17 protein-coding genes, 7 tRNA genes and 1 pseudogene are annotated in these 21,894 nt (G+C 51.5%); 23 read left to right on the top strand and 2 right to left on the bottom strand.

All coding sequences use genetic code 11. The features are described from left to right. Positions 1-149: 149 nt before the first annotated feature. Positions 150-2,096, bottom strand: coding sequence for a PTS N-acetyl glucosamine transporter subunit IIABC (gene nagE, locus EA14781_RS14100; protein WP_001023139.1), 1,947 nt, complete (start codon positions 2,094-2,096; stop codon positions 150-152). Positions 2,097-2,428: 332 nt separating this feature from the next. Here nagE and nagB point away from each other — a divergent pair, with 332 nt between their 5' ends. From nagB to EA14781_RS14160, 12 genes are all read left to right on the top strand, one after another. Next, positions 2,429-3,229 (top strand): glucosamine-6-phosphate deaminase, encoded by an 801-nt coding sequence (gene nagB, locus EA14781_RS14105; protein WP_001237081.1) that lies wholly within the window; start codon positions 2,429-2,431, stop codon positions 3,227-3,229. Between the two features lie 62 nt (positions 3,230-3,291). Next, entirely contained in the window at positions 3,292-4,440 is a 1,149-nt protein-coding gene (gene nagA, locus EA14781_RS14110) for an N-acetylglucosamine-6-phosphate deacetylase (protein ID WP_000271179.1), read from the top strand. Positions 4,441-4,448: 8 nt separating this feature from the next. Then, positions 4,449-5,669, top strand: coding sequence for a DNA-binding transcriptional regulator NagC (nagC, locus tag EA14781_RS14115; RefSeq protein ID WP_000187582.1), 1,221 nt, complete (start codon positions 4,449-4,451; stop codon positions 5,667-5,669). A 47-nt stretch (positions 5,670-5,716) separates the two neighbouring features. Beyond that, positions 5,717-6,469 (top strand): ribonucleotide monophosphatase NagD, encoded by a 753-nt coding sequence (nagD, locus tag EA14781_RS14120; RefSeq protein WP_000153133.1) that lies wholly within the window; start codon positions 5,717-5,719, stop codon positions 6,467-6,469. A gap of 256 nt (positions 6,470-6,725) precedes the next feature. Then, on the top strand, positions 6,726-8,390 hold the full coding sequence (asnB, locus tag EA14781_RS14125; protein ID WP_000337059.1) for an asparagine synthase B: 1,665 nt from the start codon (positions 6,726-6,728) through the stop codon (positions 8,388-8,390). A gap of 223 nt (positions 8,391-8,613) precedes the next feature. Beyond that, positions 8,614-8,690: transfer RNA gene (locus tag EA14781_RS14130), tRNA-Met, on the top strand. 7 nt (positions 8,691-8,697) lie between these two features. Further along, a tRNA-Leu gene (locus EA14781_RS14135) sits at positions 8,698-8,782 on the top strand. 104 nt (positions 8,783-8,886) lie between these two features. Next, positions 8,887-8,961 (top strand) — tRNA-Gln (locus tag EA14781_RS14140). A gap of 34 nt (positions 8,962-8,995) precedes the next feature. After that, positions 8,996-9,070, top strand: a tRNA-Gln gene (locus EA14781_RS14145). 15 nt (positions 9,071-9,085) lie between these two features. After that, positions 9,086-9,162, top strand: a tRNA-Met gene (locus tag EA14781_RS14150). A gap of 48 nt (positions 9,163-9,210) precedes the next feature. After that, positions 9,211-9,285: transfer RNA gene (locus EA14781_RS14155), tRNA-Gln, on the top strand. 32 nt (positions 9,286-9,317) lie between these two features. After that, positions 9,318-9,392: transfer RNA gene (locus EA14781_RS14160), tRNA-Gln, on the top strand. A gap of 153 nt (positions 9,393-9,545) precedes the next feature. Here the strand turns inward: EA14781_RS14160 and ubiF are convergent. Continuing rightward, entirely contained in the window at positions 9,546-10,721 is a 1,176-nt protein-coding gene (ubiF, locus tag EA14781_RS14165; RefSeq protein ID WP_000184601.1) for a 3-demethoxyubiquinol 3-hydroxylase, read from the bottom strand. A 145-nt stretch (positions 10,722-10,866) separates the two neighbouring features. On the opposite strand from ubiF, the gene miaB reads away from it, so the two are divergent. The 11 genes and pseudogenes from miaB to hscC all read left to right on the top strand — a co-directional run. After that, positions 10,867-12,291, top strand: coding sequence for a tRNA (N6-isopentenyl adenosine(37)-C2)-methylthiotransferase MiaB (miaB, locus tag EA14781_RS14170; RefSeq protein ID WP_000162728.1), 1,425 nt, complete (start codon positions 10,867-10,869; stop codon positions 12,289-12,291). 327 nt (positions 12,292-12,618) lie between these two features. Continuing rightward, the gene (locus EA14781_RS14175; protein ID WP_002430212.1) at positions 12,619-13,659 is read left to right on the top strand and encodes a PhoH family protein; all 1,041 of its coding nucleotides are present in this window, start codon (positions 12,619-12,621) and stop codon (positions 13,657-13,659) included. Then, a complete protein-coding gene (ybeY, locus tag EA14781_RS14180) occupies positions 13,656-14,123 on the top strand; it encodes an rRNA maturation RNase YbeY (RefSeq protein ID WP_000084474.1) in 468 nt (155 codons plus the stop codon). Before EA14781_RS14175 ends, ybeY begins: the two co-directional genes overlap by 4 nt. Positions 14,124-14,212: 89 nt before the next feature. Beyond that, complete coding sequence (gene corC / locus EA14781_RS14185; protein WP_001278609.1) at positions 14,213-15,091, top strand: CNNM family magnesium/cobalt transport protein CorC; 879 nt, start codon at positions 14,213-14,215, stop codon at positions 15,089-15,091. Between the two features lie 24 nt (positions 15,092-15,115). Next, positions 15,116-16,654: an apolipoprotein N-acyltransferase gene (lnt, locus tag EA14781_RS14190; RefSeq protein ID WP_000853059.1), complete on the top strand. Its 1,539-nt coding sequence runs from the start codon at positions 15,116-15,118 to the stop codon at positions 16,652-16,654. A 396-nt stretch (positions 16,655-17,050) separates the two neighbouring features. Next, positions 17,051-17,959, top strand: coding sequence for a glutamate/aspartate ABC transporter substrate-binding protein GltI (gene gltI, locus EA14781_RS14195; RefSeq protein WP_002430214.1), 909 nt, complete (start codon positions 17,051-17,053; stop codon positions 17,957-17,959). A 169-nt stretch (positions 17,960-18,128) separates the two neighbouring features. After that, positions 18,129-18,869 (top strand): glutamate/aspartate ABC transporter permease GltJ, encoded by a 741-nt coding sequence (gene gltJ / locus EA14781_RS14200; protein WP_000020943.1) that lies wholly within the window; start codon positions 18,129-18,131, stop codon positions 18,867-18,869. Further along, a complete protein-coding gene (gene gltK / locus EA14781_RS14205; RefSeq protein ID WP_000272827.1) occupies positions 18,869-19,543 on the top strand; it encodes a glutamate/aspartate ABC transporter permease GltK in 675 nt (224 codons plus the stop codon). Before gltJ ends, gltK begins: the two co-directional genes overlap by 1 nt. Continuing rightward, a complete protein-coding gene (gltL, locus tag EA14781_RS14210; protein WP_000631374.1) occupies positions 19,543-20,268 on the top strand; it encodes a glutamate/aspartate ABC transporter ATP-binding protein GltL in 726 nt (241 codons plus the stop codon). Before gltK ends, gltL begins: the two co-directional genes overlap by 1 nt. Positions 20,269-20,385: 117 nt before the next feature. Further along, complete coding sequence (rihA, locus tag EA14781_RS14215; RefSeq protein WP_001207445.1) at positions 20,386-21,321, top strand: pyrimidine-specific ribonucleoside hydrolase RihA; 936 nt, start codon at positions 20,386-20,388, stop codon at positions 21,319-21,321. A gap of 84 nt (positions 21,322-21,405) precedes the next feature. Next, positions 21,406-21,894 (top strand): annotated as a pseudogene (gene hscC / locus EA14781_RS14220) (molecular chaperone HscC); the annotation flags it as partial.

The raw sequence follows: 21,894 nt of genomic DNA on the forward strand, positions 1-21,894 counted from the left end.
ACAAAAAAAAAGCGGCGAAGATGATATCCGCCGCTTTTGCCATTCCTGTGTCATTGTTAGATGCGACGCTTAAGCCGTCTTATCCAACCTACACAGAGCTTTTGTAGGCCTGATAAGACGCACCAGCATCGCATCAGGCATAAAGCTGATTACTTTTTGATTTCATACAGTGGCGTTTGACCCGCCACAACATGGCCCTGGGCTTTAATGATAAGGCCGCTGAAATCGTCAATATTGCTGCAAACCACCGGGCTAATCATCGAGCGGGCGTTAGCATTCAGGTAATCCAGATCCATTTCCAGAATCGGTTGCCCTGCGCTTACCTGCGCGCCCTCTTCCACCAGACGTTTAAAGCCTTTACCTTCCAGCGCTACGGTGTCGATCCCCATGTGGACGACGATCTCCGCGCCTTTTTCGGTTTCCAGACAGAAAGCATGGTTGGTGTTGAAGATTTTCACGATTGTCCCTGCGGCTGGCGATACGACGATTTTATCCGTCGGTTTCACCGCCACACCATCACCCACCGCTTTGCTGGCAAATGCTTCGTCAGGAACCTGCTCCAGCGCCACAACATCACCGGTAATCGGCGATACCAGCTCCGCGACAGACACCGCGTTTGGTACGGCCTGCGGTTTTACTACAGGAGCGGCGGTTGCAGTTACAGCTTCAGCAGACGCAGCCGCTACCGGGCCACGGGCAACAACTTTCTTCATCGCATCGCCGATGGATTCCGCTTTCGCACCGACAATCACCTGAATAGTCTGTTTATTCAGTTTCACTACACCAGAAGCGCCCAGACGTTTGCACATTGCATCGTTGACGCGCGCAGAATCGTTAACCGCCAGGCGCAGACGGGTAATACAGGCATCAATCGCTTTCAGGTTGTCAGTACCGCCCACTGCAGCAATATAGTTGGTGGCCAGTTGAGTCAGACCTTCTTCGGTATTGCTGTTGGCTTCTTCAGTAACAATCTCGTCTTCTTTGTCTTCACGACCCGGTGTTTTCAGGTTAAACATGCGAATAACCACACTGAACACCACAAAGTAGATAGCGAAGAAAACAACGCCCATCACCAGCAGCATCCAGACGTTCTGGCTGGCTGCCGGCAGGTTATACATCAACGCGTAGTCGATAGCGCCCGCAGAGAAGGAGAAGCCCGCATGGATACCCAGCAGCGTTGCCACAAACAGGCTAATACCCGTCAGCAATGCATGCAGAAGGTACAACAGCGGAGCAAGGAACATGAACAGGAATTCCAGCGGCTCAGTCACACCGGTCAGGAACGCGGTAATCGCAACAGAAAGCAGCATCCCGCCAACCATCGGGCGACGCTCTTTCGGCGCAGCGAAGTACATTGCCAGCGCCGCGCCCGGCAGACCGAACATCATGATTGGGAAGAAGCCGGACATGAACATCCCCGCCGTGCCGTCGCCCGCGTAGAAGCGGTTGATGTCGCCGTGGAAAACCGTACCCGCCGCGTTGGTGAATTCACCAATCTGGAACCAGGCGATGGTGTTCAGCACCTGATGCAGACCGGTTGGGATCAGCAGACGGTTGATGAAACCAAAAATACCGGAACCCAGCGCGCCTGCGGAAACGATCCATTCGCCGCCTGCATGGATAGCGTGCTGCACCGGCGGCCAGACATAACCAAAAATGGCTGCCAGCACCAGACAGAAGAAGCCGGTTGCGATAGGAACAAAGCGTTTGCCGCCGAAGAAGCTCAGGAAGTCCGGCAGTTTGATATTAGACCAACGGTTATAGGCTGCACCACCGACCAGACCGGTAATGATACCTGCCAGTACGCCCATATTAATTTCTGGGTTGATGGTGACCATGGCTTTGGTTAACACAAAGTAACCGACTGCACCCGCCAGCGCCGCCGCACCTGCACTGTCTTTGGACCAACTGGATGCCACGCCGATGGCGAAAATTAGCGCAAGGTTGTCAAAAATAGCGCCGCCCGCCTGGGCAATAAACGCAACGTTAAGTAAATCTGGCTGACCGAATCGCAGCAACAGCGCCGCCACCGGCAGCACCGCGATAGGGAGCTGTAACGCCCTACCGAGTCGCTGGAAAAAACCTAAAATATTCATCTTATTCCCCCTACGAGACTCCTATTTGGCTCGTTTAAAGCCGTTTTTTTATTTTGCTGCAATTTTTACTGTCGATGTTCTGTAATCAGATTGTTAGATCATCTGCTACAGAGTGTGTGAAAATTTAATTCGTATCGCAAATTAAACGCGTGTCTTTTGTGAGTTTTGTCACCAAATATCGTTATCATCACTCCCTTTTACTGGCTAAACCAGAAAACTTATTTTATCATTCAAAAAATCAGGTCGGATTGACGCCTGTCTACGCAAATCCAGGTTACGCTTAAAGATGCCTAATCCGCCAACGGCTTACATTTTACTTATTGAGGTGAATAATGAGACTGATCCCCCTGACTACCGCTGAACAGGTCGGCAAATGGGCTGCCCGCCATATCGTCAATCGTATCAATGCGTTCAAACCAACTGCCGATCGTCCGTTTGTGCTTGGCCTGCCGACTGGCGGCACGCCGATGACCACCTATAAAGCGTTAGTCGAAATGCATAAAGCAGGCCAGGTCAGCTTTAAGCACGTTGTCACCTTCAACATGGACGAATATGTCGGTTTGCCGAAAGAGCATCCAGAGAGCTACTACAGCTTTATGCACAGTAACTTCTTCGATCACGTTGATATTCCAGCAGAAAACATTAACCTCCTCAATGGCAATGCCCCGGACATCGACGCTGAGTGCCGCCAGTATGAAGAGAAAATCCGCTCTTACGGAAAAATTCATCTGTTTATGGGCGGTGTCGGTAACGATGGTCATATCGCATTTAACGAACCTGCTTCTTCTCTGGCCTCTCGTACCCGTATCAAGACCCTGACCCACGATACCCGCGTTGCTAACTCTCGCTTCTTTGATAATGACGTAAATCAGGTACCAAAATATGCGCTGACCGTCGGTGTGGGTACACTGCTGGATGCCGAAGAAGTAATGATTCTGGTACTGGGCAGCCAGAAAGCGCTGGCGTTACAGGCTGCGGTTGAAGGTTGTGTTAACCATATGTGGACCATTAGCTGCCTGCAACTGCATCCAAAAGCCATCATGGTATGCGATGAGCCTTCCACCATGGAGCTGAAAGTGAAGACCTTAAGATATTTCAATGAATTAGAAGCAGAAAATATCAAAGGTCTGTAATTGTTATCCCTGCCCTGACATCTTGCTCAGGGCAATATTATTTTTGAAATCGGGGGGTCGGAATGTATGCATTAACCCAGGGCCGGATTTTTACCGGCCATGAATTTCTTGATGACCATGCGGTTGTTATCGCTGATGGCTTAATTAAAAGCGTCTGCCCGGTAGCGGAACTGCCGTCAGGGATCGAACAACGTTCACTGAACGGGGCCATTCTCTCCCCCGGTTTTATCGATGTGCAGCTAAACGGCTGCGGCGGCGTACAATTCAACGATACCGCTGAAGCCCTCAGCGTGGAAACGCTGGAAATCATGCAGAAAGCCAATGAGAAATCAGGCTGTACTAACTATCTGCCGACACTCATCACCACCAGCGATGACCTGATGAAACAGGGCGTGCACGTAATGCGTGAGTATCTGGCAAAACATCCGAATCAGGCATTAGGCCTGCATCTGGAAGGTCCATGGCTGAATCTGGTGAAAAAAGGCACCCATAATCCGAATTTTGTGCGTAAGCCCGATGCTGCACTGGTTGATTTCCTTTGCGAAAATGCAGACGTGATCACCAAAGTCACTCTGGCGCCGGAAATGGTGCCTGCAGAAGTGATCAGCAAACTGGCAAATGCCGGAATTGTGGTGTCTGCCGGTCACTCCAACGCGACGTTGAAAGAAGCAAAAGCCGGTTTCCGCGCGGGTATTACCTTTGCCACTCATCTGTACAACGCGATGCCGTATATTACAGGCCGCGAACCGGGTTTGGCGGGCGCAGTTCTTGATGAGGCAGACATTTATTGCGGTATTATCGCCGATGGCCTGCACGTAGATTATGCCAATATTCGCAATGCCAAACGCCTGAAAGGCGACAAGCTGTGTCTGGTTACAGACGCCACTGCGCCTGCCGGGGCCAATATTGAACAGTTCATTTTTGCGGGTAAAACAATATACTACCGTAACGGACTTTGTGTGGATGAGAACGGCACGTTAAGCGGTTCATCCTTAACCATGATTGAAGGCGTGCGTAATCTGGTCGAACATTGCGGTATCGCACTGGATGAAGTTTTACGTATGGCGACGCTCTATCCGGCACGTGCCATTGGCGTTGAAAAGCGTCTCGGCACTCTTGGCGAAGGTAAAGTGGCCAACCTGACCGCATTCACACCAGATTTTAAAATCACTAAGACCATCGTTAACGGCAACGAGGTCGTAACTCAATAAGAGAAAGTATGACACCAGGCGGACAAGCTCAGATAGGTAATGTTGATCTCGTAAAACAGCTTAACAGCGCGGCGGTTTATCGCCTGATTGACCAGTACGGGCCAATCTCGCGAATTCAGATCGCCGAGCAAAGCCAGCTTGCCCCTGCCAGCGTAACTAAAATTACGCGTCAGCTTATCGAACGCGGGTTGATCAAAGAAGTTGATCAGCAGGCCTCCACCGGGGGCCGCCGCGCTATCTCCATCATCACCGAAACCCGCAATTTTCACGCAATCGGCGTACGGCTTGGTCGTCATGACGCCACCATCACCCTGTTCGATCTCAGCAGCAAAGTGCTGGCTGAAGAACATTACCCGCTGCCTGAACGTACCCAGCAGACGCTGGAACACGCCCTGCTGAATGCCATTGCTCAGTTTATTGATAGCTACCAGCGCAAGCTGCGGGAGCTGATCGCCATTTCCGTGATCCTGCCAGGGCTTGTTGACCCGGACAGCGGCAAAATTCATTACATGCCGCATATCCAGGTGGAAAACTGGGGGCTGGTAGAAGCGCTGGAAGACCGTTTTAAAGTGACCTGTTTTGTCGGTCACGATATCCGCAGTCTGGCGCTGGCAGAGCACTACTTCGGTGCAAGTCAGGATTGCGAAGACTCCATTCTGGTGCGTGTGCATCGCGGAACCGGGGCCGGGATTATCTCTAACGGGCGCATTTTTATCGGTCGCAACGGCAACGTTGGGGAGATTGGTCATATTCAGGTTGAACCGCTGGGTGAACGCTGCCACTGCGGCAACTTTGGCTGCCTGGAAACTATCGCCGCCAACGCGGCCATTGAACAACGGGTGTTGAATCTGTTAAAGCAGGGCTACCAGAGTCGTGTACCGCTGGACGACTGCACCATCAAAACTATCTGCAAAGTCGCGAACAAAGGCGATAGCCTGGCGTCGGAAGTGATTGAGTATGTTGGTCGTCATCTGGGCAAAACCATCGCCATTGCTATCAACTTATTTAATCCGCAAAAAATTGTCATTGCCGGTGAGATAACCGAAGCCGATAAAGTGCTGCTCCCTGCTATTGAAAGCTGCATTAATACCCAGGCGCTGAAAGCGTTTCGCACTAATCTGCCAGTGGTGCGTTCTGAGCTGGATCACCGCTCGGCAATCGGCGCTTTTGCGCTGGTAAAACGCGCCATGCTCAACGGTATTTTGCTCCAGCATTTGCTGGAAAATTAATGTGCTTTTATAGTGGCGCTTATTGTTGTCAATATTCTGGGTAGTCCATGACCATTAAAAATGTAATTTGCGATATCGACGGCGTGCTGATGCACGATAACGTCGCCGTACCGGGTGCAGCGGAATTTTTGCACGGGATTATGGATAAAGGCCTGCCGCTGGTGTTGCTGACCAACTATCCTTCGCAGACTGGGCAAGATCTGGCGAACCGCTTTGCCACGGCTGGTGTCGATGTGCCAGACAGCGTGTTTTATACCTCCGCGATGGCGACCGCCGATTTCCTGCGTCGCCAGGAAGGCAAGAAAGCCTATGTGGTGGGCGAGGGCGCGCTTATCCATGAGCTGTACAAAGCGGGTTTCACCATTACCGATGTGAATCCTGACTTTGTGATTGTTGGCGAAACGCGCTCCTATAACTGGGAAATGATGCATAAAGCAGCCTATTTCGTCGCTAACTGTGCACGATTTATCGCGACCAACCCGGATACCCACGGACGCGGTTTTTATCCTGCTTGTGGCGCACTGTGTGCAGGCATTGAGAAAATTTCCGGGCGTAAACCGTTCTATGTTGGTAAGCCCAGCCCGTGGATCATCCGCGCGGCATTAAACAAAATGCAGGCCCACTCGGAAGAAACGGTGATTGTCGGCGATAACCTGCGTACCGATATTCTGGCGGGCTTCCAGGCCGGTCTGGAAACGATTCTGGTACTCTCCGGCGTTTCGTCGCTTGACGATATCGACAGTATGCCGTTCCGCCCCAGCTGGATTTACCCGTCGGTCGCTGAAATCGACGTTATCTGAATAGCAACCACGCCTCAGAGCGTGGTTTCTTATTTTTTTCCATCATTAAAATCACCCCATTCAATAAAACCCGTCAAAAATTATCGATCCATCAATAAATACGCCACCACACCCTATCCTTTTTCACAAATCAGCAATCGCCATTACGTTTTTTATTTTTCCACCGCCAAATCGCTTGCGCACAGTGCTGCTTTGCGGCATTTTTTTAAACAAGCAAACACAACAAGCAACAAATACCAGGTTAACGGAGAAGGTTATGTGTTCAATTTTTGGCGTATTCGATATCAAAACAGACGCAGTTGAGCTGCGTAAGAAAGCACTCGAGCTGTCACGCCTGATGCGTCATCGTGGCCCGGACTGGTCCGGTATTTATGCCAGCGATAACGCCATTCTCGCCCACGAACGTCTGTCAATTGTTGACGTTAACGCGGGAGCGCAACCTCTCTACAACCAACAAAAAACTCACGTACTGGCGGTAAACGGTGAAATCTACAACCACCAGGCCTTACGCGCCGAATATGGCGATCGTTACCAGTTCCAGACCGGGTCTGACTGCGAAGTGATCCTCGCGCTGTATCAGGAAAAAGGGCCGGAATTTCTCGACGACTTGCAGGGTATGTTTGCCTTTGCCTTGTATGACAGAGAAAAAGATGCCTACCTGATTGGTCGCGACCATCTGGGGATCATCCCGCTGTATATGGGTTATGACGAACACGGTCAGCTGTATGTGGCCTCAGAAATGAAAGCTCTCGTGCCAGTATGCCGCACGATTAAAGAGTTCCCGGCGGGGAGCTATTTATGGAGTCAGGACGGCGAAATCCGTTCTTATTATCATCGCGACTGGTTCGACTACGATGCGGTGAAAGATAACGTGACCGACAAAAACGAATTGCGTCAGGCACTGGAAGATTCCGTGAAAAGCCATCTGATGTCTGACGTGCCTTACGGTGTGCTGCTCTCGGGTGGTCTGGATTCCTCAATTATTTCTGCTATCACCAAGAAATATGCCGCTCGTCGCGTGGAAGATCAGGAACGCTCTGAAGCCTGGTGGCCGCAGTTGCACTCCTTTGCTGTAGGTCTGCCGGGTTCACCGGATCTGAAAGCAGCCCAGGAAGTGGCAAACCATCTGGGCACTGTGCATCACGAAATTCACTTCACTGTACAGGAAGGTCTGGATGCCATCCGCGATGTGATTTACCACATCGAAACTTATGATGTGACCACTATTCGCGCTTCAACACCGATGTATTTAATGTCGCGTAAGATCAAAGCGATGGGCATTAAAATGGTGCTATCCGGTGAAGGTTCTGATGAAGTGTTTGGCGGTTATCTCTACTTCCACAAAGCGCCAAACGCTAAAGAACTGCATGAAGAAACGGTGCGTAAACTGCTGGCCCTGCATATGTATGACTGCGCGCGCGCCAACAAAGCGATGTCGGCCTGGGGCGTGGAAGCACGCGTTCCGTTCCTCGACAAGAAATTCCTCGATGTGGCGATGCGCATTAACCCGCAGGATAAAATGTGCGGCAACGGTAAGATGGAAAAGCATATCCTGCGTGAATGTTTTGAGTCGTATCTACCGGCAAGCGTCGCCTGGCGACAAAAAGAACAATTCTCGGATGGTGTTGGTTATAGCTGGATCGACACACTGAAAGAAGTGGCGGCACGGCAGGTTACTGATCAACAGCTGGAAACTGCCCGCTTCCGCTTCCCGTACAACACACCGACCTCAAAAGAAGCGTATCTGTACCGGGAGATCTTTGAAGAACTGTTCCCAATCCCAAGTGCCGCAGAGTGCGTACCAGGCGGCCCGTCCGTTGCTTGTTCATCTGCCAAAGCGATTGAGTGGGATGAAGCGTTCAAGAAAATGGACGATCCGTCTGGTCGCGCAGTTGGCGTTCACCAATCGGCGTACAAATAATTTTTCATCATGAAAAGGGCCCTACGGGGCTCTTTTTTTATACTTAAATAACATCAGCAAAACGAATAATAGACAATAATTGACGAATATAGCGCCACGCTGTTCGCAACCTAACCAAACAGTCAGTTTCGCGCAATTTTCCTTGAAAAAGAGGTTGACGCTGCCAGGCTCTATACGCATAATGCGCCCCGCAACGCCGATAAGGTATCGCGAAAAAAAAGATGGCTACGTAGCTCAGTTGGTTAGAGCACATCACTCATAATGATGGGGTCACAGGTTCGAATCCCGTCGTAGCCACCATCTTTTTGCGGGAGTGGCGAAATTGGTAGACGCACCAGATTTAGGTTCTGGCGCCGCAAGGTGTGCGAGTTCAAGTCTCGCCTCCCGCACCATTCACCAGAAAGCGTTGTACGGATGGGGCATATCTAGGCTGTAAGTTAGCCACCTCGGCTGGCAATGATATAGTTTGAAGTTCTCCATTCTGTAAGAAATTTGTTGGGGTATCGCCAAGCGGTAAGGCACCGGTTTTTGATACCGGCATTCCCTGGTTCGAATCCAGGTACCCCAGCCATCTTCTTCGAGTAAGCGGTTCACCGCCCGGTTATTGGGGTATCGCCAAGCGGTAAGGCACCGGTTTTTGATACCGGCATTCCCTGGTTCGAATCCAGGTACCCCAGCCATCGAAGAAACAATCTGGCTACGTAGCTCAGTTGGTTAGAGCACATCACTCATAATGATGGGGTCACAGGTTCGAATCCCGTCGTAGCCACCAAATTCTGAATGTGTCGAACAAGTTCGGCAAATTCAAAAACCAATTTGTTGGGGTATCGCCAAGCGGTAAGGCACCGGATTCTGATTCCGGCATTCCGAGGTTCGAATCCTCGTACCCCAGCCAAATTTAAAAGCGTTCTTTGCTGAACGCACAATTGGGGTATCGCCAAGCGGTAAGGCACCGGATTCTGATTCCGGCATTCCGAGGTTCGAATCCTCGTACCCCAGCCATATTAAAAAAGCTCGCTTCGGCGAGCTTTTTGCTTTTCTGCATATATTCAATGTCGAATGTGATACTGACACGCCTTATCCTTCAATGTCGGATGCGACGCTAACGCGTCTTATCCGACCTACAGTTGGCATGCATCCGGCAATATTGTGAAACTACAATCCTAACGCATACTTCAGCGCCTGACGTTTCAGCACTCCTGCACGTTCTGCCGCCATTAACCCGAGATTACGCACAAAACGCAGCGGCGGCAGATTATTGCTGAATCCGGCGTAAAACAGATCCATACCACTTTGCATAATGAAGTTATCCGCCATGCGCCGCATCTGGTAACGCTTGAGGATTGGATAACTGGCCCACGCTTCGCCATAGCTGCGGGCGTTGACCAGAACATCAATCAGGGCATCGACATCACGATAACCAAGATTCACCCCCTGCCCCGCCAGCGGATGGATGGTATGCGCGGCATCGCCCACCAGCGCAAGCCCCGGCTGCACATACTGCAATGCATGGCGGCGCGTCAGCGGAAAAGCACCAGCGGCAAGCGGTGTTACATACCCAAGACGCGACGGGAAATGCTTCACGATTTCCGCCTGTAGCTGCGCCATATTCATATTCTGCAACTGGCGAATGCGTGCCGGAGAGTCATACCACACCAGCGATGCCCAGTTATCAAACAACGGCAAAAATGCACGCGGTCCGTTCGGGGTAAACTGCTGCCAGGTGCTGTCACCAGGATCATTCTCACACTGCACGCTAATCAACATACACGACTGCGCATACTGCCAGGCATGAACGCCAATTCCCGCCATCTGCCGCACCTGCGAATTTGCGCCGTCGGCACCAATCACCAGCTTCGCGTGGATCACTTCACCGCCCTTCAGTTCCAGCATCTGAAGATCATTGTCGCGATGCAATGCAATCAGCGAAGTCGGTACACGCAACGTCACTTTCGGATGCGCTTCCAGCGCCTGCCACAGCGCCTGTTGCAGGACGGTGTTTTCCACCATATAGCCAAGCAACGGCAATTTTAGCTCGGCGGCGTCAAACACCACATGCGCCGTTTCCCACTCCCAGGTTTCCAGTTTGCGATAAGGATGGCAACGCATAGCCTGTACCGCGTCCCAGACGCCTAAACCGTTAAGTAATGATACCGAAGCCGCGCTGATCGCCGAGATCCGCACATCCGGTTGGCTATCAGCAACAAACGGCGCGGGCTGGGCATGTTCGATAACCGTTACAGAAAATCCGTGCTGTGCCAGTCCCAGTGCCAGTGCGCCGCCGACCATTCCTCCGCCGACAATGGCAATTTCCGTTGGTTGATTTGTCATGGTCAATCATCCTGTTAGCAATATGCTTTAAGTTTACAGGATTTTTACCCCCAAGGGCTGATAACGCTCATACTGGTCACAACGGCAGCAAAGCATTACACTATGCGCCCTGCATTCCTGGCTACTATTTCGCAAGAGCAAGTCGATGACCAAAAAACTCCATATTAAAACCTGGGGCTGTCAGATGAACGAGTACGATTCATCGAAGATGGCCGATCTGCTGGATGCCACCCACGGCTATCAACTGACCGACGTGGCGGAAGAAGCGGATGTGCTACTGCTGAACACCTGCTCAATCCGCGAGAAGGCTCAGGAAAAAGTCTTCCATCAGTTGGGTCGCTGGAAACTGTTAAAAGAGAAAAATCCAGACCTGATTATCGGCGTCGGCGGTTGTGTGGCTTCGCAGGAAGGCGACCACATTCGCCAGCGCGCCCACTATGTCGATATTATTTTTGGGCCGCAAACGCTGCACCGTCTGCCGGAGATGATCAACTCCGTGCGCGGCGACCGTAGCCCGGTTGTAGATATCAGCTTCCCGGAAATCGAGAAGTTTGACCGTCTGCCGGAACCGCGCGCCGAAGGGCCGACCGCGTTTGTCTCCATCATGGAAGGCTGCAATAAATATTGCACCTACTGCGTGGTGCCTTACACCCGCGGTGAAGAGGTAAGCCGTCCTTCCGACGATATTCTGTTTGAGATCGCCCAACTTGCGGCTCAGGGCGTGCGTGAAGTCAACCTGCTCGGTCAGAACGTGAATGCCTGGCGTGGTGAGAACTACGACGGCACCACCGGAACGTTTGCCGATCTGCTGCGTCTGGTTGCAGCGATCGACGGGATCGATCGTATTCGCTTTACCACCAGCCATCCGATCGAATTCACCGACGATATCATCGAAGTGTATCGCGACACGCCGGAGCTGGTGAGTTTCCTGCATCTGCCGGTACAGAGCGGTTCCGATCGCATCCTTAATCTGATGGGACGTACCCACACGGCGCTGGAGTACAAAGCGATCATCCGTAAACTGCGTGCGGCGCGCCCGGATATTCAAATCAGTTCTGACTTCATCGTTGGCTTCCCTGGCGAAACTACCGAAGACTTCGAGAAAACGATGAAGCTGATTACCGACGTCAATTTCGACATGAGCTACAGCTTTATCTTCTCCGCACGTCCGGGCACGCCAGCCGCCGATATGGTTGATGACGTGTCGGAAGAAGAGAAGAAGCAGCGTCTGTATATTCTGCAAGAGCGCATTAATCAGCAAGCGATGGCATGGAGCCGCCGGATGCTCGGCACCACCCAGCGCATTCTGGTAGAAGGTACTTCGCGTAAGAACATCATGGAGCTTTCAGGACGAACCGAAAATAACCGTGTGGTCAACTTTGAAGGCACGCCGGATATGATTGGTAAATTCGTCGATGTAGAAATTACCGACGTCTACCCGAACTCCCTGCGCGGTAAAGTGGTGCGTACTGAAGATGAAATGGGTCTGCGCGTGGCAGAAACACCGGAATCGGTGATTGCCCGTACTCGCAAAGAAAACGACCTCGGCGTAGGTTATTATCAGCCGTAATTCTCAGGCCCGCCGATCTGGTAAGTTTTGAGACTGACGACAAACGCAAATTGCCTGATGCGCTACGCTTATCAGGCCTACATGATTCCAGCAATATATTGAATTCGCATGAATTTGTAGGCCGGATAAGGCGTTTACGCCGCATCTGACATGAACAACACGCACTTCGTCAATAATCACTGGCCCGCCGTTCCGGTGGGCCTTGTTTTTTCTCTCGTTATCCCCATCTTTATCGCAATGCTTGCGCCTTCTTCCTGTGGCGTGAATAATTTCCTTATAGGCCGGTGAATGTTCAGCTTCCGGCGGCATACAGATAAGAGGAACGGTTTGAACATAGACACTCGCGAAATTACCCTGGAGCCAGCAGACAATGCGCGTCTGTTGAGCCTGTGCGGCCCGTTTGATGACAACATCAAACAACTCGAACGCCGTCTCGGCATCGAGATCAATCGCCGCGATAACCACTTTAAGCTGACTGGCCGTCCGATTTGCGTTACCGCCGCGGCAGACATTCTGCGCAGCCTGTATGTCGATACAGCCCCGATGCGTGGTCAGATTCAGGATATCGAACCTGAGCAAATCCACCTTGCGATTAAAGAAGCGCGCGTGCTGGAGCAAAGCGCGGAGAGCGTGCCGGAGTACGGCAAAGCGGTCAATATCAAAACCAAACGCGGCGTAATTAAGCCGCGCACGCCAAACCAGGCGCAGTACATCGCCAATATTCTCGACCATGACATTACCTTCGGCGTTGGCCCGGCGGGTACGGGTAAAACCTACCTGGCGGTAGCTGCGGCAGTTGATGCCCTGGAGCGTCAGGAAATCCGTCGTATTTTGCTGACCCGTCCGGCGGTCGAAGCCGGTGAGAAACTGGGCTTCCTGCCTGGCGATTTAAGCCAGAAAGTAGACCCGTATCTGCGCCCGCTGTACGACGCGCTGTTTGAGATGCTGGGCTTTGAGAAAGTCGAGAAGCTGATTGAGCGCAACGTCATTGAAGTCGCCCCGCTGGCCTATATGCGCGGTCGTACGCTGAACGACGCGTTTATCATTCTCGATGAGAGCCAGAACACCACCATCGAACAGATGAAGATGTTCCTGACCCGTATCGGTTTTAACTCTAAAGCGGTTATCACCGGCGATGTCACGCAGATTGACCTGCCGCGCAACACCAAGTCAGGCCTGCGTCATGCCATCGAAGTGCTGGCTGAAGTCGAAGAAATTAGCTTTAACTTCTTCCACAGCGAAGACGTGGTTCGTCACCCGGTGGTGGCGCGTATCGTTAACGCTTATGAAGCCTGGGAAGAAGCCGAACAAAAACGTAAAGCGGCGCTGGCGGCAGAACGCAAGCGCGAAGAACAGGAACAAAAATGAGTCAGGTGATCCTCGATTTACAACTGGCATGTGAAGATAATTCCGGGCAGCCGGAAGAGAGCCAGTTTCAGACATGGCTGAATGCGGTGATCCCGCAGTTTCAGGAAGAATCGGAAGTGACCATTCGCCTGGTCGATACCGCCGAAAGCCACAGCCTTAATCTGACTTATCGCGGTAAGGATAAGCCGACCAACGTGCTCTCCTTCCCGTTTGAGGTGCCGCCTGGCATGGAAATGTCGCTGCTGGGCGATCTGGTTATCTGCCGTCAGGTCGTTGAGCAGGAGGCACTGGAGCAAGGCAAGCCGCTGGAAGCGCACTGGGCGCATATGGTGGTGCACGGCAGTCTGCATTTGTTAGGTTACGATCACATCGAAGATGACGAAGCAGAAGAGATGGAAGCCCTCGAAACAGAGATTATGCTTGCTCTGGGCTATGAGGATCCGTACATTGCCGAGAAAGAATAACTTGCCAGACATTTGACTGGCAGACGTCCCTGCCGTTGGTGATTAACAACGGCGTTTTGATTAACTAACATGAGAACCCATACGACGCCATGAGCGACGACAATTCACACAGTAGTGACACGATAAGCAACAAGAAGGGATTTTTCTCCCTGTTACTGAGCCAACTTTTCCACGGTGAACCGAAAAACCGTGAAGAACTGCTGGCGCTGATCCGTGATTCCGGGCAGAACGACCTTATCGACGAAGATACGCGCGATATGCTCGAGGGGGTAATGGACATCGCAGACCAACGCGTTCGCGACATCATGATCCCTCGCTCCCAGATGATTACCCTGAAACGCAACCAGACACTGGACGAATGCCTTGATGTCATCATCGAGTCCGCTCACTCGCGTTTCCCGGTCATCAGTGAGGACAAAGATCACATTGAAGGGATTCTGATGGCGAAAGATTTGCTGCCGTTTATGCGCAGTGATGCTGAAGCCTTCAGCATGGACAAAGTGTTACGTCCGGCAGTTGTCGTTCCTGAAAGTAAGCGCGTAGACCGGATGCTGAAAGAGTTTCGATCTCAGCGCTACCACATGGCGATCGTCATTGACGAATTCGGCGGGGTTTCCGGCCTGGTGACCATTGAAGACATCCTGGAACTGATTGTTGGTGAGATTGAGGACGAGTATGACGAAGAAGATGATATCGACTTCCGTCAGCTTAGCCGTCACACCTGGACCGTGCGCGCACTGGCTTCCATTGAAGATTTCAACGAAGCGTTTGGCACCCACTTTAGCGATGAAGAGGTTGACACCATCGGTGGTCTGGTGATGCAGGCGTTTGGGCATCTCCCGGCGCGCGGTGAAACCATCGACATCGACGGTTACCAGTTCAAAGTGGCGATGGCCGACAGTCGGCGTATTATTCAGGTTCATGTCAAAATCCCGGATGACTCACCCCAGCCGAAGCTGGATGAATAAAACCGATATTGGATATAAAACTACATGGCTTTTGCCTCATTAATTGAACGCCAGCGCATTCGCCTGCTGCTGGCGTTATTATTCGGCGCCTGCGGAACGCTGGCCTTCTCTCCTTACGACGTCTGGCCTGCGGCGATTATTTCGCTGATGGGGCTTCAGGCATTGACCTTTAACCGCCGTCCGCTCCAGTCAGCCGCTATCGGTTTTTGCTGGGGATTTGGCCTGTTTGGCACTGGTATTAACTGGGTCTATGTCAGTATCGCGACCTTTGGCGGCATGCCCGGCCCAGTTAATGTCTTCCTGGTGGTACTGCTGGCCGCATATCTTTCGTTGTATACCGGGTTGTTTGCCGGCGTGCTGGCGCGGCTATGGCCGAAAACCACCTGGCTACGCGTGGCGATTGCCGCCCCTGCTCTCTGGCAAATGACTGAGTTTCTGCGCGGTTGGGTGCTGACCGGCTTCCCGTGGTTGCAGTTCGGCTATAGCCAGATTGACGGGCCGTTAAAAGGGCTGGCGCCAATAATGGGCGTGGAAGCCATTAACTTCCTGCTGATGATGGTCAGCGGCCTGCTGGCGCTGGCGCTGGTAAAACGCAACTGGCGTCCGCTGGTCGCCGCCATTGTCCTGTTTGTCCTCCCCTTCCCGCTGCGTTACATCCAGTGGTTTACACCACACCCGGAGAAAACCATCCAGGTCTCAATGGTCCAGGGCGATATTCCGCAATCGCTGAAGTGGGACGAAGGTCAGCTTCTTAATACGCTGAAAATTTACTACAACGCGACGGCGCCGCTGATGGGCAAATCGTCGCTGATTATCTGGCCTGAATCGGCAATTACCGATCTGGAGATTAATCAGCAACCATTCCTCAAAGCCCTGGACAATGAGTTGCGCGAGAAAGGTAGCTCGCTGATCACCGGAATTGTCGACGCGCGCCTCAACAAGCAGAACCGCTACGATACTTACAACACCATCATCACGCTGGGTAAAGGTGCGCCGTACAGCTACGAATCAGCCAATCGCTATAACAAAAACCATCTGGTGCCGTTTGGCGAGTTTGTTCCGCTGGAGTCAATTCTGCGTCCGTTAGCGCCGTTCTTTGATCTGCCGATGTCATCGTTCAGCCGTGGACCTTACATCCAGCCGCCGCTGTCGTTGAATGGTATTCAGCTTACCGCAGCGATTTGCTACGAGATCATTCTTGGTGAGCAGGTACGCGATAACTTCCGCCCGGATACCGACTATCTGCTGACCATCTCTAACGATGCGTGGTTTGGTAAGTCTATCGGTCCGTGGCAGCACTTCCAGATGGCGCGAATGCGTGCGCTGGAACTGGCACTCCCGTTGCTGCGCAGTACCAATAACGGCATTACAGCAGTGATTGGTCCGCAGGGTGAGATTCAGGCGATGATCCCGCAGTTCACTCGCCAGGTACTGACCACCAACGTGACGCCGACCACCGGACTCACACCGTACGCCCGTACCGGCAACTGGCCGCTGTGGGTGCTGACGGCACTGTTTGGTTTTGCCGCTGTGTTGATGAGTTTGCGTCAGCGACGTAAATAATCCCTTCTTATCGTGCCGGGATACATCTTGTATTTCGGCACATTTGCCAGATCCGGCGCAAACACTTTATCCAGCTTACAAAGTCCTTCCTTCTGTTTCTGGCACATCTATTGCTTTGTTATACAAGGCGAACCCTAAGCCGACGCAAGTACAACCCGGTTGCACCATAACAATCCATCGGTAGCACCAAAAGAGTGCATTTTAAGAATTTTGCTTCGGAATGGTGCGGTGCATCTCGCAAAACCAAACAATAAAACAGCAATATCTTTACATTTAGTCAAACTAAATGTTACCTAGCAAACACAACACTGCACAATAAAGTTGCAGATGATAACAACACAAACACTCACAACGGGTATCCATGCGTTATTAACGCAGAAGATAAAGGAGTTGGATATGCAATTACGTAAACCTGCCACAGCAATCCTGGCCCTGGCACTTTCCGCAGGACTGGCACAGGCAGAAGATGCCGCCCCGGCAGCAGGCAGCACTCTGGACAAAATCGCCAAAAACGGCGTGATTGTCGTCGGGCATCGTGAATCCTCGGTGCCTTTTTCTTATTACGACAATCAGCAAAAAGTGGTGGGTTACTCGCAGGATTATTCCAACGCCATTGTTGAAGCAGTGAAAAAGAAACTCAACAAACCGGATCTGCAGGTAAAACTGATACCAATCACCTCACAAAACCGTATTCCACTACTGCAAAACGGCACATTCGACTTTGAGTGTGGTTCTACCACTAACAACCTTGAGCGCCAGAAACAAGCCGCTTTCTCCGATACCATTTTCGTGGTCGGTACACGCCTGCTGACCAAAAAAGGCGGCGATATTAAAGATTTTGCTGATCTGAAAGACAAAGCCGTGGTGGTGACTTCCGGCACAACCTCCGAAGTTTTGCTCAACAAACTGAATGAAGAGCAAAAAATGAATATGCGCATTATCAGTGCTAAGGACCACGGCGATTCTTTCCGCACTCTGGAAAGCGGTCGTGCCGTTGCCTTTATGATGGATGATGCCTTGTTGGCCGGTGAACGGGCGAAAGCGAAGAAACCGGGTAACTGGGAAATCGTCGGCAAGCCGCAGTCTCAGGAAGCCTACGGTTGCATGTTGCGTAAAGACGATCCGCAGTTCAAAAAACTGATGGATGACACCATCGTTCAGGTGCAGACCTCCGGTGAAGCGGAAAAATGGTTTGATAAGTGGTTCAAAAACCCCATTCCGCCGAAAAACCTGAACATGAATTTCGAACTGTCAGACGAAATGAAAGCGCTGTTCAAAGAACCGAATGACAAGGCACTGAATTAATTACAAGAACCAAGGGCGGAAATTCCAGCCCTCTCGATTGTTACGTAGCACGGACAGACTATACGCCTGATGGTCGTTCCCCATCGGGCCTGAAAACCGCAATACGCTGAGTAACAATCTTCGAGGGTAGCAGTTAACGCTACTACCCTCTTTTTTCTGGAGTAGATTTATGTCTATAGACTGGAACTGGGGTATTTTTTTGCAACAAGCCCCATTCGGCAACACCACCTATCTCGGCTGGATCTGGAGCGGTTTTCAGGTCACTATCGCTTTGTCGATCTGCGCCTGGATTATCGCTTTCCTCGTCGGTTCATTTTTTGGCATTTTACGCACCGTTCCTAACCGTTTTCTCTCCGGTCTGGGTACGTTGTACGTCGAATTGTTCCGCAACGTTCCGTTGATCGTCCAGTTCTTTACCTGGTATCTGGTGATCCCGGAGCTGCTGCCGGAAAAAATCGGCATGTGGTTTAAGGCGGAACTGGACCCTAATATTCAGTTTTTCCTCTCTTCCATGCTCTGTCTGGGGCTGTTTACCGCCGCCCGTGTTTGCGAACAGGTCCGCGCCGCAATTCAGTCGCTGCCGCGAGGGCAGAAGAATGCCGCGCTGGCGATGGGATTGACACTGCCGCAGGCCTACCGCTACGTGCTGCTGCCTAATGCCTATCGTGTTATCGTCCCGCCGATGACCTCCGAGATGATGAACCTGGTGAAAAACTCCGCTATCGCGTCAACCATCGGTCTGGTGGATATGGCGGCGCAGGCCGGTAAATTGCTCGATTACTCGGCCCACGCCTGGGAATCGTTTACCGCCATCACACTGGCTTATGTGTTGATTAACGCGGTTATCATGCTGGCGATGACGCTGGTTGAACGTAAAGTTCGCCTGCCCGGCAACATGGGAGGCAAATAATGTACGAGTTTGACTGGAGTTCTATTGTCCCTTCCCTGCCTTATCTACTGGATGGACTGGTGATCACCCTGAAAATCACCGTCACGGCAGTAGTGATTGGTATTTTGTGGGGCACGATGCTGGCGGTGATGCGCTTGTCCAGCTTTGCGCCCGTTGCGTGGTTTGCCAAAGCCTACGTTAACGTGTTCCGTTCGATCCCACTGGTGATGGTACTGTTGTGGTTTTACCTGATTGTGCCGGGTTTTCTGCAAAACGTGCTGGGATTATCGCCAAAAACCGATATCCGTTTAATTTCTGCGATGGTGGCGTTTTCGATGTTTGAAGCGGCCTACTATTCAGAAATTATCCGCGCAGGTATTCAAAGCATCTCCCGTGGACAGTCGAGCGCCGCGCTGGCGCTCGGCATGACCCACTGGCAGTCGATGAAACTGATTATTCTTCCGCAGGCATTTCGCGCGATGGTGCCGCTGCTGCTCACTCAGGGCATCGTACTGTTTCAGGATACCTCGCTGGTGTATGTGTTATCTCTGGCCGATTTCTTCCGCACCGCCTCAACCATTGGTGAGCGCGATGGTACGCAGGTCGAGATGATCCTGTTTGCCGGATTTGTTTATTTCGTTATTAGCCTTAGCGCATCGTTGTTGATCAGCTACTTGAAAAGAAGGACAGCATAATGATTACCCTGAAGAATGTTTCAAAATGGTATGGTCACTTTCAGGTGCTGACCGACTGCTCAACCGAAGTGAAAAAAGGCGAAGTGGTGGTGGTTTGCGGTCCGTCAGGTTCTGGTAAATCGACGCTGATTAAAACCGTCAACGGTCTCGAACCAGTGCAGCAAGGTGAAATCACCGTTGATGGTATTATGGTTAACAATAAGAAAACCGATCTGGCGAAGCTGCGTTCCCGCGTCGGGATGGTGTTCCAGCATTTTGAACTGTTCCCCCATCTGTCGATTATCGAAAACCTGACGCTGGCACAGGTGAAAGTGCTTAAACGCGATAAAGCGCCCGCCCGCGAAAAGGCTCTGAAATTGCTGGAGCGCGTTGGACTTTCCGCACACGCCAATAAGTTTCCGGCGCAGCTTTCCGGTGGTCAGCAACAGCGTGTAGCGATCGCTCGCGCGTTATGCATGGACCCGATTGCAATGTTGTTCGACGAACCAACATCAGCATTAGACCCGGAGATGATCAACGAAGTGCTGGACGTGATGGTCGAACTGGCGAACGAAGGAATGACCATGATGGTAGTGACCCACGAAATGGGCTTTGCCCGCAAAGTGGCGAACAGGGTTATCTTTATGGACGAGGGAAAAATTGTTGAAGATTCGCCGAAAGACGCTTTCTTTGATGACCCAAAATCGGAGCGTGCAAAAGACTTCCTCGCGAAAATACTGCATTAATCCTTCTGGCGCGCATACTCAAGTGCGCGCCATCTCACGCTTTCTCGTTTCGCCCCTCGTATCGGTTACATCCTGGCGTTACCCTTGTCGCAAAGAAGCACACAACAAGGAGCAACAATGGCACTGCCAATTATTTTGGATTGCGATCCGGGTCACGACGACGCTATCGCAATCGTTCTCGCCCTCGCCTCACCGGAACTGGATGTCAAAGCCATCACCTCTTCGGCCGGAAACCAGACGCCTGAAAAGACGTTGCGCAATGTTCTGCGCATGTTGACCTTACTTAACCGCACCGATATTCCGGTTGCTGGCGGCGCGGTGAAACCACTCATGCGTGATTTGATTATCGCAGACAATGTACACGGCGAAAGCGGTCTGGACGGTCCGGCATTACCGGAACCAGCGTTTGCACCGCAAAATTGCACGGCGGTAGAACTAATGGCAAAAACACTGCGCGAAAGTGCTGAACCTGTCACTATTGTTTCTACCGGACCGCAAACCAACGTCGCCTTACTGCTTAATAGCCATCCTGAGTTGCATAGCAAAATTGCCCGAATTGTGATTATGGGCGGCGCAATGGGACTCGGTAACTGGACGCCAGCCGCTGAGTTTAATATTTACGTGGACCCGGAAGCGGCAGAAATTGTCTTCCAGTCCGGGATTCCGGTGGTGATGGCCGGTCTGGATGTTACTCACAAAGCGCAAATTTATGTTGAAGATACCGAGCGTTTCCGCGCCATTGGTAACCCAATTTCAACCATTGTTGCCGAATTGCTGGATTTCTTCTTTGAATATCACAAAGACGAAAAATGGGGCTTTGTCGGCGCACCGCTGCATGACCCATGCACCATCGCCTGGCTGCTGAAACCAGAACTGTTCACGACCGTGGAACGCTGGGTCGGCGTCGAAACTCAAGGTAAATACACCCAGGGTATGACGGTTGTTGATTATTACTATCTGACGAGCAATAAACCGAATGCTACCGTAATGGTCGACGTTGATCGTCAGGGCTTTGTTGATTTACTGGCAGATCGTCTGAAATTTTACGCTTAATATCCGCAGTTGATTAAGATCACCACATAAGAATGTGGTGGTCTTACTCTGGTTCTCTCTTTTTTCCTTCAAGATGTAAATGCAATGGATAATGCAGAACTCGCCATTGGTATCGACCTCGGCACCACCAATAGTTTAATTGCTGTCTGGAAAGACGGCGCTGCACAATTAATTCCCAATAAATTCGGTGAATATTTAACGCCATCCATAATTAGCATGGATGAAAATAATCATATTCTGGTCGGCAAGCCGGCAGTCTCCCGGCGAACGTCGCATCCTGATAAAACCGCAGCATTATTTAAACGCGCGATGGGCAGTAATACCAACTGGCGTTTAGGCGGTGAAACATTCAATGCGCCGGAATTGTCCTCTCTGGTATTACGCTCATTAAAAGAAGATGCCGAAGAATTCCTGCAACAGCCAATTAAAAATGTGGTGATCTCTGTTCCAGCTTATTTCAGTGATGAACAACGCAAACACACCCGTTTAGCCGCCGAATTAGCTGGGTTAAATGCCGTGCGTTTAATTAATGAGCCAACGGCAGCCGCAATGGCTTATGGTCTGCACACACGG

The sequence above is a fragment of the Escherichia albertii NBRC 107761 = DSM 17582 genome (genome assembly GCF_000759775.1).
Lineage (GTDB): Bacteria > Pseudomonadota > Gammaproteobacteria > Enterobacterales > Enterobacteriaceae > Escherichia > Escherichia albertii.